This window comes from Paenibacillus sp. FSL P4-0184 (assembly GCF_038004625.1).
Taxonomy (GTDB): domain Bacteria; phylum Bacillota; class Bacilli; order Paenibacillales; family Paenibacillaceae; genus Paenibacillus_AQ.
Map to the genome: position 1 here is coordinate 2855262 of NZ_JBBORN010000001.1, position 15170 is coordinate 2870431.

The 15170-nt window shown below is 43.2% G+C and carries 12 protein-coding genes; all 12 read left to right on the top strand.

What is annotated here, in order from left to right:
* Positions 1–188 precede the first annotated feature (188 nt).
* The 12 genes from cdaA to MKY52_RS12510 all read left to right on the top strand — a co-directional run bounded on the left by cdaA (position 189) and on the right by MKY52_RS12510 (position 15096).
* Entirely contained in the window at positions 189–1019 is an 831-nt protein-coding gene (gene cdaA / locus MKY52_RS12455; protein ID WP_042192076.1) for a diadenylate cyclase CdaA, read from the top strand.
* On the top strand, positions 1012–2469 hold the full coding sequence (locus tag MKY52_RS12460; protein ID WP_341051553.1) for a CdaR family protein: 1458 nt from the start codon (positions 1012–1014) through the stop codon (positions 2467–2469). Before cdaA ends, MKY52_RS12460 begins: the two co-directional genes overlap by 8 nt.
* Positions 2470–2580: 111 nt before the next feature.
* A complete protein-coding gene (gene glmM / locus MKY52_RS12465; protein WP_042192071.1) occupies positions 2581–3921 on the top strand; it encodes a phosphoglucosamine mutase in 1341 nt (446 codons plus the stop codon).
* Between the two features lie 630 nt (positions 3922–4551).
* Positions 4552–6384, top strand: coding sequence for a glutamine--fructose-6-phosphate transaminase (isomerizing) (glmS, locus tag MKY52_RS12470; protein WP_042192067.1), 1833 nt, complete (start codon positions 4552–4554; stop codon positions 6382–6384).
* 162 nt (positions 6385–6546) lie between these two features.
* A complete protein-coding gene (locus MKY52_RS12475; protein ID WP_341051555.1) occupies positions 6547–6777 on the top strand; it encodes a hypothetical protein in 231 nt (76 codons plus the stop codon).
* Positions 6778–7298: 521 nt separating this feature from the next.
* The gene (locus MKY52_RS12480; RefSeq protein WP_341051557.1) at positions 7299–7853 is read left to right on the top strand and encodes an RICIN domain-containing protein; all 555 of its coding nucleotides are present in this window, start codon (positions 7299–7301) and stop codon (positions 7851–7853) included.
* Between the two features lie 412 nt (positions 7854–8265).
* Positions 8266–9084, top strand: a complete 819-nt coding sequence (locus tag MKY52_RS12485) for a MerR family transcriptional regulator (RefSeq protein WP_341051558.1) — start codon at positions 8266–8268, stop codon at positions 9082–9084.
* Positions 9085–9108: 24 nt separating this feature from the next.
* Positions 9109–10284 (top strand): MFS transporter, encoded by a 1176-nt coding sequence (locus MKY52_RS12490; protein ID WP_341051560.1) that lies wholly within the window; start codon positions 9109–9111, stop codon positions 10282–10284.
* 263 nt (positions 10285–10547) lie between these two features.
* Positions 10548–10919 (top strand): iron chaperone, encoded by a 372-nt coding sequence (locus MKY52_RS12495; protein ID WP_076285549.1) that lies wholly within the window; start codon positions 10548–10550, stop codon positions 10917–10919.
* A 284-nt stretch (positions 10920–11203) separates the two neighbouring features.
* A complete protein-coding gene (locus MKY52_RS12500) occupies positions 11204–12973 on the top strand; it encodes a histidine kinase (protein WP_188114501.1) in 1770 nt (589 codons plus the stop codon).
* On the top strand, positions 12970–13773 hold the full coding sequence (locus MKY52_RS12505) for a response regulator transcription factor (protein ID WP_341051562.1): 804 nt from the start codon (positions 12970–12972) through the stop codon (positions 13771–13773). The genes MKY52_RS12500 and MKY52_RS12505 overlap by 4 nt, the downstream gene beginning before the upstream one ends.
* A 141-nt stretch (positions 13774–13914) precedes the next feature.
* Complete coding sequence (locus tag MKY52_RS12510; RefSeq protein ID WP_341051564.1) at positions 13915–15096, top strand: extracellular solute-binding protein; 1182 nt, start codon at positions 13915–13917, stop codon at positions 15094–15096.
* Positions 15097–15170: the final 74 nt, after the last annotated feature.

Below are 15170 nucleotides of genomic sequence, written 5' to 3' on the forward strand. Positions count from 1 at the left end.
ATATTATTTTGCGCCTCTTTTTCCGGAAAGATGGCGCTTTTTTGTTGCCTAAATTTAGAAAAATTAGAAAATGGGTGAGGGGCTAAACTTGCAACTGGAGCCCGAACGTTATAACCTAGATATTGATACAGATCTAACAGACATTTTACATAAACCCAGCTAATATGAAATGACGGGGGTTTTAGGCAATGAGTTATTTTACAGATTTAACATGGAAAGATTCCATTAAAGATATTATTGATATACTGATCGTCAGCTACATTATTTATAAAGTGCTTAATATGGTCCGCGGAACTCGAGCGATTCAGCTGCTGAAGGGGATTCTGGTCCTGGTTTTGATTTGGGCTGTTAGTACCATGCTAGACCTCTATACGCTCAAATGGCTAATGAATCAAATGTTTACATTCGGGGTGCTGGCAGTCTTTATCATCTTTCAGCCGGAACTACGAAGGGGACTGGAGCAGCTTGGACGAGGTAAATTTTTCGGACGGGCTGGGGAAAGTGATGAAGAACTCAGTAAATTAATTGGCGAAGTGATTAAAGCCGTAAATTATTTATCACATAGAAAAATAGGGGCATTAATCGTATTCGAGCGAGAGACAGGCCTTAATGAATATACGGAATCGGGTATCGCCATGCGTTCTTTAGTCAGCTCTGAGTTGCTGATTAACATCTTTATACCTAACACCCCTCTGCATGACGGAGCCCTTATTATGCAGGGGAATCAGATCGCCGCGGCTGCATGTTATTTACCTTTGTCCGAGAACCCTTTTATTAGCAAGGAACTGGGGACAAGACATCGCGCGGCTATCGGGATTAGTGAGGTTGCGGACTCGGTGTCTGTCATTGTCTCGGAGGAGACAGGACAGATTTCTCTGGCCATCAATGGTCAAATTGTAAGGGACATTAAGGAAGAATCAATGATTTCGAAGCTCCATCAAGAGCTGAGTGTAAGTTCATCGCTGAAGGAGAAAGGTTCAACTTTCTGGAAACGGAAGGGGGACAAAAATCATGGATAAGTGGATGAACAATAACAATTTCAATAAGATTCTAGCCCTTGCATTTGGGATCATACTGTTTACTATGGTTCGTATCGACACTGCGCCTGTTGGACAGACCACGGTCGATACTAAATCGAAGATTATTGAGAATGTAAAGATCGAAGAGATCGGTCTAGATAAAGATAAATTTGTACTGGAATACAAGGATGTAGATAGTGTGAGTATGGAGGTTAAGGGGAAGAACTCGGATATCTCTTTTCAGTTCTCGGACGACTACAAAGTGACCCTTGATCTAAGTAAGGTTGAGCCTGGAGATAATACGTTGCCACTCTCATATTCATTACCTAGAGGTGTAACTCTTGTCAGAATGACTCCAAAAGAGGTCAATGTACATGTAGAGCTGCGAAATACAAAATCTTTTCCCATAACATTGGTTACCAAGGGAGAACCAGCAGCGGGGTATCAATTAGGTACCCCAGTCTTGCAGCCTACGGATACTGTTGAGGTTACGCTGCCAGATAATGAGTTAAGCAAAGTGGTGAAGGTACAAGGCACTATTGAGCTAAATGGCGAGAACGAAACCTTTAAAGAGAAGAAATTGAAGCTGCATGCTTATGATAATGAAGGAAAAGAAGTGAAGGATGCCGTCATTGAGCCGGCTACCGTTTCGGTGGAATTGCCAATTACCTTGCCTTTTAAGAGCTTACCGCTGGATATCGGCTTTACCGGACAACTTCCGGGTTCTCTCGTCTTATCAAATGTGACACCTGAGCTGGAATCAGTCGTGGTATATGGTCAAGCCAATGCATTAGCTGCATTATCTACCTATGAAGCAAATGTCGATCTTAGCGCTATAGATTCTGCAGGAACGAAGCAGCTGAAGGTAGAACTGAAACCTCCGGCAGGAACTGAGAAAGTAATGCCTGAAACCGTGAACGTTTCATTAACGATCTCAGAAATTGCTGAACGGACGGTTGAAGCGGTACCCATCAAGTTACAGGGTGTCGGTGATGAGTTTGAAGGAAGTATTGTTAATCCAACAAGCAAGGATATAGCCCTTACCTTAACAGGTGCACCTACTTTGCTAAATCAACTAAATAAAGACGATATAGGTGTTGTGGCTGATGTGACTGGCCTGACTGCCGGGACTCACGAGGTTTCTTTACGGGTATCACTGCCTAAATTCATCGCATTGGCTAATTCAAGTGTGCCTCTTACGGTAACTGTACAGTTGCTGTCACCTGCAACGCCGGTGCCTACGCCTCATCCAGACACGGGTAGTGTAACTACTCCTGAGCCAAGCTCTGAACCTGTTATAGGCGATGAGGAGGCCACTGAGAAGCCTACCCATAGCGGAGAAGTTGGAGCTACAGCGACGCCTGTCCCCACGGATAGCAGTCCAGAGAATAATGGCACAGCTAACACAAGTACGAATTCCGAAAATCCTGTAGGTACAGGGGGAACGTAACCTTTTATTGAAATACGTCTTTTAGGATATGTCCCAAAGGTACACCAAAATAGTATTCAAATCATAGGATAGAACATTAAGCTAATGTAGCGTATTCAAAGGAGAAAAATAATGGGGAAGTATTTTGGAACTGACGGTGTGCGGGGAGTAGCAAACCGTGAATTAACTGCAGAAATGGCTTATAGCATTGGTCGCTGTGGAGGATATGTACTAGCGGGTAACGTGCATAAACCAAAGGTTGTCATTGGGATGGATACACGTATTTCCGGACCTTTGCTCGAATCGGCTCTTATTGCTGGTTTGCTGTCTATTGGGGCAGATGTAATCCGTATAGGTGTAGTGAGTACACCTGCTGTTGCTTATATTACGAGATTATTAAAGGCAGATGCAGGGGTCATGATTTCGGCATCACATAATCCGGTTGAAGATAATGGCATTAAGTTCTTTGGCGGAGATGGCTTCAAGCTTACGGATGAAACTGAGCTGCGTATTGAAGAACTAATGGATGCTGAAGTTGATGAATTGCCTCGTCCTATCGGCTCTGGTTTAGGTATGGTTACGGTTGATAATGACGCCAAGTACCTCTATCTGGAGTATTTGAAGACAACCATTTCTCAAGATTTCAAGGGAATTAAGGTTGTACTCGACTGTGCTCACGGCGCAGCGTATGAACTTGCACCAAGATTGTTCAGAGAGCTGGGCGCTGAGGTTATTTCTATTGGTGCTGAGCCTGATGGATTGAATATTAATGCTGGATTTGGTTCAACACATCCAGAGACTTTGCGTGAGGAAGTATTACGTCATGGAGCGGATTTGGGACTTGCTTTTGACGGAGATGCTGACCGATTGATTGCGATCGATAATAAAGGCGATGAAGTTGACGGAGACTTTATTCTCTGTATTTGTGGGGATGCAATGAACCGTGCTGGTAAGCTGAAAGATAGCACGATTGTATCAACGGTTATGAGTAATATCGGATTCTACAAAGCTACCGAGAAATTATCCCTGAACACTGCTAAAACAGCTGTAGGCGACCGGTATGTGATGGAAGAAATGCGCCGTGGTGGTTTTAATCTAGGTGGAGAACAGTCTGGACATGTTATCTTCCTTGATTATAATACAACAGGTGATGGTATTCTGACGGCTATCCAGCTGGTAGATACGCTTAAAGCTTCCGGTAAGCAGCTTAGCGAGGTTAAGAGCATGATGACGAAATACCCGCAGGTGCTGGTCAATGTTCGTGTACAAGATAAGACCAATTATCCTAACAACCAGGCTATCGAAGCAGCTATCGCTGAAGTAGAAGGCAAGCTAGGCGACAATGGCCGTGTGCTTGTACGTCCGTCCGGCACGGAGTCTTTAATCCGTGTCATGGCAGAAGGCCCTGATAAGGCAGATCTAGATCTTTATGTGAATCAAATTGTAGAAGTTGTTCAACGCGAATTGGTATAATTCATTATCATACCTATATAGCCGGTGTAGAGAGCGATTCGGACTCATTACACCGGTGTTTATTATTTTTGGATGGATCGTCTGAACAGGGATTTGTGAAATTTAGGTTGGTGCAGCATTGCCAAAGTAATGTAAGGTGCATATAATAGATTAAGTGTCATTCTAGAAGGAAAGCGGGGATTGTGAGGTTTGCAATAGCAAGCGCCAGAGCTTGGTCGAGCGCGGGGGAGAAGGGAAAGCTGCTACATGGTTATGTAGACAAGGCTTGAACGGATCACGGCAGACGTAAGCTGACGAGGTGGAGGTGTTCGAAATGTTCGGCGGGGACCTCCCGGTGATGCACCAGAGCCGTAAATGGAGACGGAAAATGGAAGGGCGACCTTTCACACAACGTTTTCATGGGTGCATAAGAAAAATAAAATTCATGTGTGCGCATCGTAAAGAAACACGGTAGTTCTGCCACGGCAGAGAAGAAGGCTGTGCATTTCATGAACATAAGATGTAAGTGACAGTTTATTTTGTTGATCCAAAAATACAACAGAATATTTGCTTTTTCTCAAAAACATGCCGCACGGCACGTTTCTTTCCTTATGCCGCCACATTACGATAACTCGGACGGGGGAAATAATAATGTGTGGTATTGTAGGATATATTGGTAATCAGAATTCGCAGGGGATCTTGGTTGAAGGATTGAAGAAGCTGGAGTATCGGGGATATGATTCCGCTGGTATAGCTGTATTCACTGGGGAAGGACTGCAAGTAGTGAAAGCACAAGGCCGTTTGGCGAATCTGCAGTCGAAGCTGGAAGGCAGCCCACTGGCAGGTAGCGCAGGTATCGGACACACACGCTGGGCAACTCACGGTAAACCATCCGATGAGAATTCCCATCCACATACGGATAACAGCATGAAGTTCTCGGTCGTTCATAACGGTATTGTCGAAAACTATCTGGATCTGAAAGAAGAGCTGATTGCTGGAGGATGCCACTTTGTCTCCGAAACAGATACAGAAGTTATTTCACACCTGATTGCTCGCGAATATGATGGAGATATCGTGAAAGCTGTGCAAAAAGCGATTACCTTCATGCGCGGTGCTTTTGCATTAGGCGTCCTGACTGAATATGAACCAGATAAATTGGTGGCTGTGCGTCAAGCAAGCCCGCTAATTATCGGTCTTGGCGAAGGAGAAAACTTTATCGGGTCAGATATTCCTGCACTGCTTGAATATACCCGTAACGTATATATTTTGAACGACGGCGAAATGGCAGTCTTGACAAGAGATGCTGTCGAACTGATGACGATTGAAGGAAACTTTATTTCTCGGGAAATGATTACTGTCGATTGGGATGCAGTTACCGCAGAAAAAGGCGGCTACGAGCATTTCATGTTGAAAGAAATCCACGAGCAGCCTAAGGCTTACCGCGACACTATGCGTGGTCGTATTAATGCTGAAGGCAACAAGGTTGTTTTGCCAGAGTTGAACATCACAGAAGAACAAATCAAGAACATCCGTAACATCCAAGTTGTTGCTTGCGGAACGGCATACAACGCTGGTGTGGTAGGACGTACTATGATCGAATCTTTGGTTCGTATTCCAGTAGAGAATGACATTGCTTCGGAATATCGTTACCGTTCACCAATCGTGACCCCGGAAACTTTGGTTATCGTTGTCAGCCAATCCGGTGAGACTGCAGATACATTGGCAGCTCTTCGTGAAGCGCAAGCTAACGGTGCACATGTTCTGGCAATCACAAACGTAGTGGGCAGCTCTATTGCTCGCGAAGCGAATGATGTGTTGGTAACCTTGGCAGGTCCAGAAATTGCAGTAGCCTCGACCAAAGCCTACACTTCACAATTGGTCGCTTTCGGATTGTTTGCTCTTTACTTGGCTGAAGTTCGCGGTACACAAACCGAAGCTCAAGTGGCTAAGATTCTAGCAGCTATGCAAGCTCTACCAGAACAAGTGGAAGAGATACTAGCTCAAAAAGAAGCGATCAAAGGTTATGCAGAGCAAATTTCTGAGCACAAGAACCTGTTCTTCATCGGCCGCGGCGTAGATTATGCTGTTGCTCAAGAAGGTTCCTTGAAGCTAAAAGAAATTTCTTATATTCACTCCGAAGCTTATGCTGCAGGTGAATTGAAACACGGTACATTGGCTCTGATCGAGGAAGGCGTTCCGGTTATTGCCCTGGCAACTCAGGAAGCTGTGCTTGAGAAGACCGTCAGCAACATCAAAGAAGTGAAAGCTCGCGGTGCAGACGTACTTGCGATCACTCATCAAGAGCATTTGACTGACCTGCTTAGATCAGTGGACCAAGTATTTGTGATTCCTAAGACTTTACCAATGCTGACAGCAGCATTATCTGTAGTGCCTCTGCAATTATTGTCTTATTATGCTTCTCTTGCTCTGGGTCATGATGTGGATAAACCACGTAACTTGGCTAAGAGTGTTACTGTGGAGTAGAAATTGTTGGGGATAGCCAATTAATGTCTGGTGATAAGAAAGTCTGGAACCAGTATAAAACTGTGGAACCAGTAAATAAAGTTTAGAACCGCTAAAGTCAGTCCCGATGATGCTCATGATATCATCGGGATTTTTCTATATAGGGAGTTATTATGTCAACTATTGGAGATAGAATTTAAAAAGGGTGAATTTAAGCCAGCCTTAGATACTTTATTGGAAATAAATAATAAACCTAGCTTGGATTTATATTGGTTGTTATATGGTGAGAAACAAACAACGAGACAGAAAAATAATGCTGAAGGGAAATTTAATATAAAAGAAACTGACATGATTGAGAATTTTGATAAGCTGAATTTAGATGATCAGGACGAAATAATTGAATTTTTTAAATGAAAGTAAGCCGTTACATATAGATAGGAATAAGGTTTTTGATTAGTGAATAAGAGGATTATACTAACTGCAGTCGCCACAAGGGCTCAAGCTAGTGCTATTCCGTCAAGGAGAAGTGACTCACCGGAGCAAAATCAAAATCCTCGACTCGACAACCTTGCGGTCATTGCAACTGAGCTCCAGCGCCGCCAGCGGATACATTCCGACATGTACCAGTTCAACATTGTTCTCTAGCTTAACATGTTAACCTAGAGAATTTAAATTGACATCTATTTTGTAAACGATGTATAATTAAGGAATAATTTACCTATATTTGAATTAATTTCTTCTAGATCTATTTCTATGAACCTCATTGCGAGCGCTCGCCTTCAAACAATAGAAATAGAACCCCATCATGCGATTTGATGAAACGGGTATTAATTACTTCTTAACAAAGGAGGCGACATTCTAATCTTCTATAATGGCAGTTTGATTGGGAGAAGTTGAAATCTGACTAATGAAAATTAAAGGAGTGGACTTATCTTATGAAACGGTTATTTAAGTGTAAATGGTTGATAGCGATTCTGGCACTTGTATTTATTGGATCCGCAGCACCTGCTGTATTTACTCAGACGACGCATGCTGCCGGCACGCCGAACCCTCATGTCATTATAAATGTAAATAGCTATAAAACATTGGGAGTCAGTGGATGGGATAAACAAGCGGATGGGGCGCTTATCATACAATGGAACTTTAATTGGAATTCCATTGTTAATGATCAAAAATGGTATTTCGAAGCTCTAGGAGACGGCTATTATCACATCAGAAACGTAGAAAGCGGAGATTTACTGGAAGTCAGCGAATCGTCTACATCCGATGGTGCTAATGTGATTCAATGGCCGGATAATGGCGGATGGAATCAACAATGGAAAGTTGTTCCAACCAATCAAGATAGAGGTGACTCGTCGTATATTATCAACCGAGGTAGCGGCAAGTATTTGGATATGTCGGGACAATCGACATCCGACGGAGGACAGGCTGTCCAGTGGGATTTTAATGGCGGCGCCAATCAGCGCTGGTTTATTCCGCCTGCATCGTAACACATATGAAGCTAATGCCGCGCCGTTTCTACACTTAGAAACGGCGTGTTTTTTTAGATAGAGAAATTCAAGTTGACACATAAATGCAATCACTAGCGTTGCATAGTTCTAGATTGACGTTGCTTCATAAGCTATAGGGCAGGATAGATTAATAAATACCGAGAGGATGCCGTGATAAGTGGCATCCTTTTGTTTCGCTAAAGGACAGTTTGGCTATAGCTAGTGCTACAATTGGCATGAGAGAAATTTCTTGAATAAATGAGTTGTTAAAATGAGCAAAACGAAAGTAATGGCATACTTCAGCAATTTTAGGGAGGATATTCCATTAAATTATAAAAGCATTCTCATCCTTGACTTTCCCCTGCACGGGAAACTGTATACTCACATTATGTTATAGATTGGAGATGATATTTTGTTCAAAATCAGTGTATTTTCCAGGCTAAGCAAAGTCTCCCTAAAAACACTGCGCTATTATGACCAGATTGGCATACTAAAGCCGAGAAAGGTGGATCACGATACTTGCTACCGTTACTATTCCGCAGATCAGCTACTAGAGCTCAACCGAATCTTAATCTATAAGGAATTGGGTTTTACATTGCCCCAAATTAAACAGCTGCTCCAGGAAGATATTACATTGGAGAATATTCAAGGGATGTTTAAGCTGAAAAGAAGCGAAATACAGCAAATCATCGATACGGAACAAGCCAAACTCGTCAGGATTGAGGAGCGTATGCAGCTTATAGAAAAAGAGGGGCAAGTCGAAACAGGTCAAGAAATCAGAGTCAAAGCAGAGGGTGCTCAATTGTTTCTTTATCAGAAAGCATGCGGGAAAGAAGAGGACATTCCGGATTTGCTTCGTCAATTTGATCAGTTTATAACGACGGAAAATCGTCAATTAATTCAAGGACCTCAGGTTGTTTTGTGGAAAGAAGTCGAAGGAAAAGAGGATGAGTTTGATTTTGAAGTCGGGTATTTTTTAACCTCTGAGCTGCGATCATTTCCAGAACCGTTTCAGCTACGGACTCTTCCTCCTGAACCGATGATGGCCACAATGGCTTTTCATTCAAATACTAATTTTGATTGTGCGGCCTGTGTTCATTTAGCGAAATGGATTGAGAAAAATAACTATCAAATCAAGGAGAACGAATCGGGTAGGGAACTATATTTACCGTTATCTCTAGAACGAGATGCACAATTCATAGAAATACAAATTCCCATTATAAATAGATAACTGAAGAAGGGGGAGTGGGGGAAATTGAAAAATAAACGGATCATTTATATTCTGGCACTGGCTGTTTTTCTGATTGGAACCATTGAATATATTATTACGGGAGTTATTGAGATGATCGCTGTGGACTTGGGAGTATCTACTTCTGAAGTTGGATTATTGGTGACTGTGTTTGCCCTCTCCGCAGCCATTGTCGCTCCGGTTTTGATTGCATTAACGATCAATGCAGATCGCAAGAAACTACTAATGGCCACCCTAAGTGTGTTTATTGCCAGCAACGGACTTATGTTTGTAGATCTTGCTTATGAAACAGTACTATGGATACGTATTATCCAAGGGGCTAGCGGAGGAATCGCTACTGTTGTAGCCATGGCAATAGCGACACGACTCGTTGAAAGAGAAAAAAGGGGCAATGCCATCGGTATCATTTTGATGGGGCTTAGCAGTTCGCTAGTACTCGGTGTTCCTGTGGGCACATTTTTTAGTGAGATGTTTGGATGGAGAGTGCTATTTGTTTTAATTGGATTATTAAGTGTTCTTCCATTACTTATCATCTATAAAAAGGTTCCGGCAATCAAAGAAGAAGAAAAGGTTACCCTCAGAATGCAGCTCTCTATTTTAAAAAATCCAACCATTCTGATGGCCTTGGTTATTACGTTATTTTATGTCGGCGGCTATTCTACACTGTTCACTTATATTACGCCTTTCTTGCAAGCCACCTCCTCCCTTTCCATGACCGAAATTAGCGGTGTTCTGTTCCTGGCGGGCATTTGCAGCTTCGTTGGATCAAGGCTAGGCGGACAATTGGCAGATGCAAAAGGATCGAAATTTACCATTTGTCTCGGGCTCCTGTTACAAGGGGCAACTCTGCTTTTATTCGCTCTAGCCGGAGTCAATCTCTTGTTATTAATCTTGGTTTTAATGATTTTTATGTTAGCAACGTGGAGTATTTCCCCGGCCCAGCAACTATATCTGGTTACTCTGGCGCCTAGAAATCCGGACATTGCTCTTAGTGTAAATACTTCGTTCATCCAATTTGGTTTTGCACTGGGATCTGGATTAGGCGGGCTAGTCATCAGTCGTACATCTGTCCTATATTTGAATTGGCTGGGCTTTGCCGCTGTAAGCATAGCTTTACTTCTTGCCATCTTACTATTTAAAAAAATGAGCAGTAGGACTGGAACTCCTATTGTTACTAGATAAATACGAAATGGACTGAACTAGGGTGAAACTAAAATGATATTCCGTCTTATTGAAGTGAGACAATCATGTATTCCTCATCTCTTAGAGTGAGCAATGATGTTTCTATTTTCCACCTTAAATGGTGTATAAGACAGTATAACTCTTAAGTCATAACGTTATAAAAAGTTGCACCCTATCACCCCGTTAGATATGATTATCTAACGGGGTGTTTTTTTGTAACTACGCCTGAACAAAAGGCGATTCTGAGGTTAGGAGTGATCGACATGGAGGTTTTTGCAGACTATTTAGCGCAAATTGATAACCCACAGCATCGGGAGCGAATGGAAGAGGTGTTGGCTTGGGTAACTAAGAAATTCACAGATTTAAAACCAAAAATTGCGTGGAATCAGCCTATGTTCACTGATCACGACACCTATATTATTGGCTTTAGCGTATCCAAACAACATATGGCTGTTGCGCCTGAAATCGCAGGAATTAATCATTTCTCAGATGCAATTGTACAGGCAGGCTATGATCACACCAAGCAGTTGTTACGGATCCGATGGGATAGTCCGGTTGATTTCTCATTACTTGAGAAAATGATCGAGTTTAACATTATGGACAAGGCAGATTGTTCAACTTTTTGGCGAAAATAAAAAATGAAGCAGTAGTTAGCCTCGATGATGAATACATCATCGGGATTTTTTTAATTAGGAGTAAGACACTCCTAATTAAAAGGTTGCTAGAAATGGAGCTAATGACCTCGCCTGTCGGTATTGAGTGCGAAAATATTAGTTCTTTTTGTCGAATCCATAATTCTTTCTTAGCGGATCATTAGCAAACATGCTAATATAATGACTGAAAAGGTTGAAAGCCCTTACTTTTTTACGGATAGGGGCGATCATCTCATGCTCATATGACAAAGAGGGGAAGAGACTGCATGCGGCGGATACTGTCGATGTTAAAGTTAAATACGCTGCGAAATCAAATGTTGCTCGGTTTTCTCGCCGTCATGCTCATCATTCTGACGTTCGTTGGAGGGATTACGTTCCATTCAGTCTCGACGCTACTCAAGAACAATGCGGAGAAGCATATTCAGCAAACCGCGATTCAGGCTAACGGCCGTTTGGAAAGCGTTCTCGAACAGATTAATTCTCTGACGACGCTGGTCTCGACTAACGATTATATTCAGCAACTCCTTTTACGCGATATAGAGGGTCATCCCGCTACCTTTACGGAACGGCAAGCGCTGCCATCTATTATCAATCTGGTACAAATCTACACGGACGGCATCAAATCTGTTGAGCTTTATAATAAAGACGGAGTGAGGCTGTATCCTCTCGACGGAAGTACCCTTAGAGATAAGGTACCCGAGGATTGGATTGAAATGGCGACGAGAAAGGAAGGCAGTCTCGTTTGGTTCGGTATTGATCCGCTCGATCCTACATCGCTTGTGGCGATTCGACAGATCAGCCTTATTGATCGGCATTTCACAACTGGAGGATATTTACTCATTCGCTCAGACCGAGATAAGTTTGCACTTAAAGACTCTTTATCCGGGGAAGGGGACGGAGAAACAGTATTACTCCTCGCTCCTGATGGGCAGTTCATCACGTCTAACGATGACAGTATTTCACAAAAGACAGCAGCAAAGCTGGTGGAGGAATCTGACGATCAGAATGTTTCCATCGGCAAACGGTCCTTTATCGTTGTCAAACAGCGGTCTTCCGTGACAGGATGGACGCTGCTCATCTTAACCCCGGTTAACGTTATCACCAAGGGGATATCGGTCTTGCGGACGACCATTGTCGTATCGGCCTTGATGGGTACCTTACTGTTCACCCTGCTTTCTTTTTTCCTATCTATACTTATTACCAGACCTGTGTTCAGGTTGATCAAAGCTATGAGAAGTACCCGTCTAGGCATCCTGAAGCCTATCGAGAACGTATCGTCCACTATGGAAATTCAGGAACTGAATTATTCCTATAACAAAATGGTTGATAATATCAACGAGCTAATCCAGTTGGTTTATGAGAAGGAGTTATCCCGGAGTCATACGGAGTTAAAGGCACTTCAAGCGCAAATTAATCCGCATTTTTTGTTCAATACACTAGATGTTCTGTACTGGTCACTGCTGGATAGGGATGAAGATCAACTGGCGGAGTATGTTGTCGCCATGTCTGATTTATTCCGCTATACGATCACCGGCTCGAGTAAAGGGGGATGGGTGAAGTTACAGGATGAGCTGGAGCATGTAAAGCGATATTTGCTTATTATGAAAATGCGATTTGAAGATCGCTTGGAGTGGGAAATTGAGGCTCCTCCTGAATTTTCGAATGTGGAGTTACCCCGACTGTTGCTCCAGCCCCTTGTAGAGAATGCCGTATTGCATGGGGTCGAGAGCAAGATTGAACCGGGATGGATAAAGCTAACGGTTGCTGGAGATGAAGAATGGGTCACCATTACGGTGGAAGATGACGGGATGGGAATGGACGAGGAGATGCTGCGCTCTCTTGTGGAAGGGCTGGATAGCGGAAAGGTATCTTCTTCAAAAGATTCCGGCGTCGGAATCGCTAATGTGCATAGAAGGCTTCAACTATTTTTTTCGAGAGAGAATGAGCAGGGTGCGGCAATGACCATCGATAGCCAAAAAGGTCAAGGCACCCGTATAAACATCAAAATTCCTGTTCGAGGAGACAAAATGCCATGAGAAGCCGATCAATTCTTATTGTCGACGATGAACCGAGATCTAGAGAAGGAATGAAGAAAATACTAGAGGTGTGGGCAGCCGGTCATTATGAAATCCTTACGGCAAGTAATGGGATCTCGGCTATTGAAATTCTGGAGGAAATACCGGTGGAGCTCATGATATCGGATATCCGTATGCCGGGAATCAGTGGTCTTTCTTTAGTTAGCCAAATAAGGGATAAAAAAATACAGCGTCAGCCATCCGTTATTCTCATCTCCGGTCATGCCGAGTTCGAGTATGCTCAGCAAGCGATTCAGTTGTCCGTAGTTGAATATTTGCTCAAGCCAGCCAGCCGGGAGAAGCTAATCGCATCTGTGGAGAATGCCCTGAAGGCAGGGGAGGAGCAGGAACATATCGGCTTCATGCGGAAGATGGCTGATCCACAATTAATGGCCATAAGAGATGAAGATGCCGCATTAAGCGATCCGGTCCGTCAGGCGATAGACTATGTGGAAATGCATATAGAAGAGGCGATCAGCCTGCAGGAAGTAGCCGGACTTGTTCATCTGAACGGGAGTTATTTCAGTTCTCTTTTCAAGGAGCAATGCCAGATGAATTTCAGCGAATACGTCGCCCGTAGAAAATTGCAGAAAGCGAAGGAATTACTGCTGAAAACGAATCTGCCTATAGCGGAAATTGCCAGCCTTACGGGTTACCAGACGGTTAAATATTTCAACAAGCTGTTCAAGGAATACGAAAGAATGAGTCCAGGGCAGTATCGTTCTTCCATGAGGAATGGTATAGAAGCGAATATCCAATAACGGCTCGGCAAGGGGGGAATATCTACGAAGAGGATCGGATTATCCATTACCCTTTTCTTAACATTGTTGTTGATAACAACTGCTTGCAATGGGGATAAGGGGAATAACAGCAAGAGCGACGGCGAGAAAATCACTTTAAAAATGATGCATCTATGGCCGGATAGCAATAACTCCGCGCAAAACAAAATGGTAAAAGAAATCATCAGAGAATTTGAAGAAGCTAATCCGAGTATCACCATCAAGACAGAAGTTCTTGAAAATGAGCAGTATAAAAGTAAACTGAAGGTACTTGCCGCTTCTAACGATCTACCGGACATCGGATTTACCTGGGCAGCAGGCTTTATGGATCCTTATGTTAGGGGAGATAAGTTTGCAGCCGTGGACGATCTTTTACAGGATGAGTTGAAAGGAAAATTCGTAGCTGGTACGACGGAGGGGTACTCCTTTGATGGGAAGACGTATGCCCTTCCTGTCGAACTAAACATAGTTCCGGTCTACTATAATAAAGAAATATTTTCAGAATTTAATCTGCAGCCGCCCCAAACCTTGGATGATCTCAAAGCGATCATTCGAACACTGAATAACAATGGCATAACACCTGTTACTCTTGGCGGTAAGGACGGTTGGCCAGCTTCCTTCTGGTACATGTATCTAGCTGATCGTATTGGGGGACCTAACCTGATGGATAAAGCTGTTGCGGATCAGGACTTCACAGATCCTGCCTTGCTAGAGGCTGCAAGACAAGTGCAAGAGTTGGTAAACCTTAACACATTCATCAAAGGCTACAACGGATTATCCAATGATGAAGCCAAGGTACAGTTCATGAACGGAAAGTCAGCCATGTTCGTTACAGGGACTTGGGAGCTGCCAGATTTCACGACCACTACAAATATAGCCCAAGAATTTAAAGTCAACATCGGTTATTTCAAGTTCCCGGCAGTAGAAGGCGGCAAAGGCAACGTGGATGATTGGGTCGGTGGTCCGGGCACTGGACTATTCGTTTCCGAAAATTCCAAGCATGCTCTGGAGGCCAAAGAATTCGTCAGCTTTTTCGTTCAAAAGTGGGGAGAGCATTCTGTTGTCAATGCAGGCGTAATCCCGGCTACCAAAGTAGATACTGCGGCCATCAAGCTACCGCAAATGTTCATTGATTTATTAAACGAGTTAAATAAGGCTAATAAAGTAACTCTTTATCTGGATACACAAATGAAGCCAGTCGCATCTACCATACATATGAATCAGATTCAGGCATTGTTCGGCGAAGCCGTCACGCCAGAAGAGTTCATCAAGAAACAGGATGATGCGCTAAAAGCGGATAAGTAATGATCAGAAATATAAACAGATCATGGAGACGCCAAGGGATAGATCCCTTGATGTCTCTTTTTTTGCGCTCTATA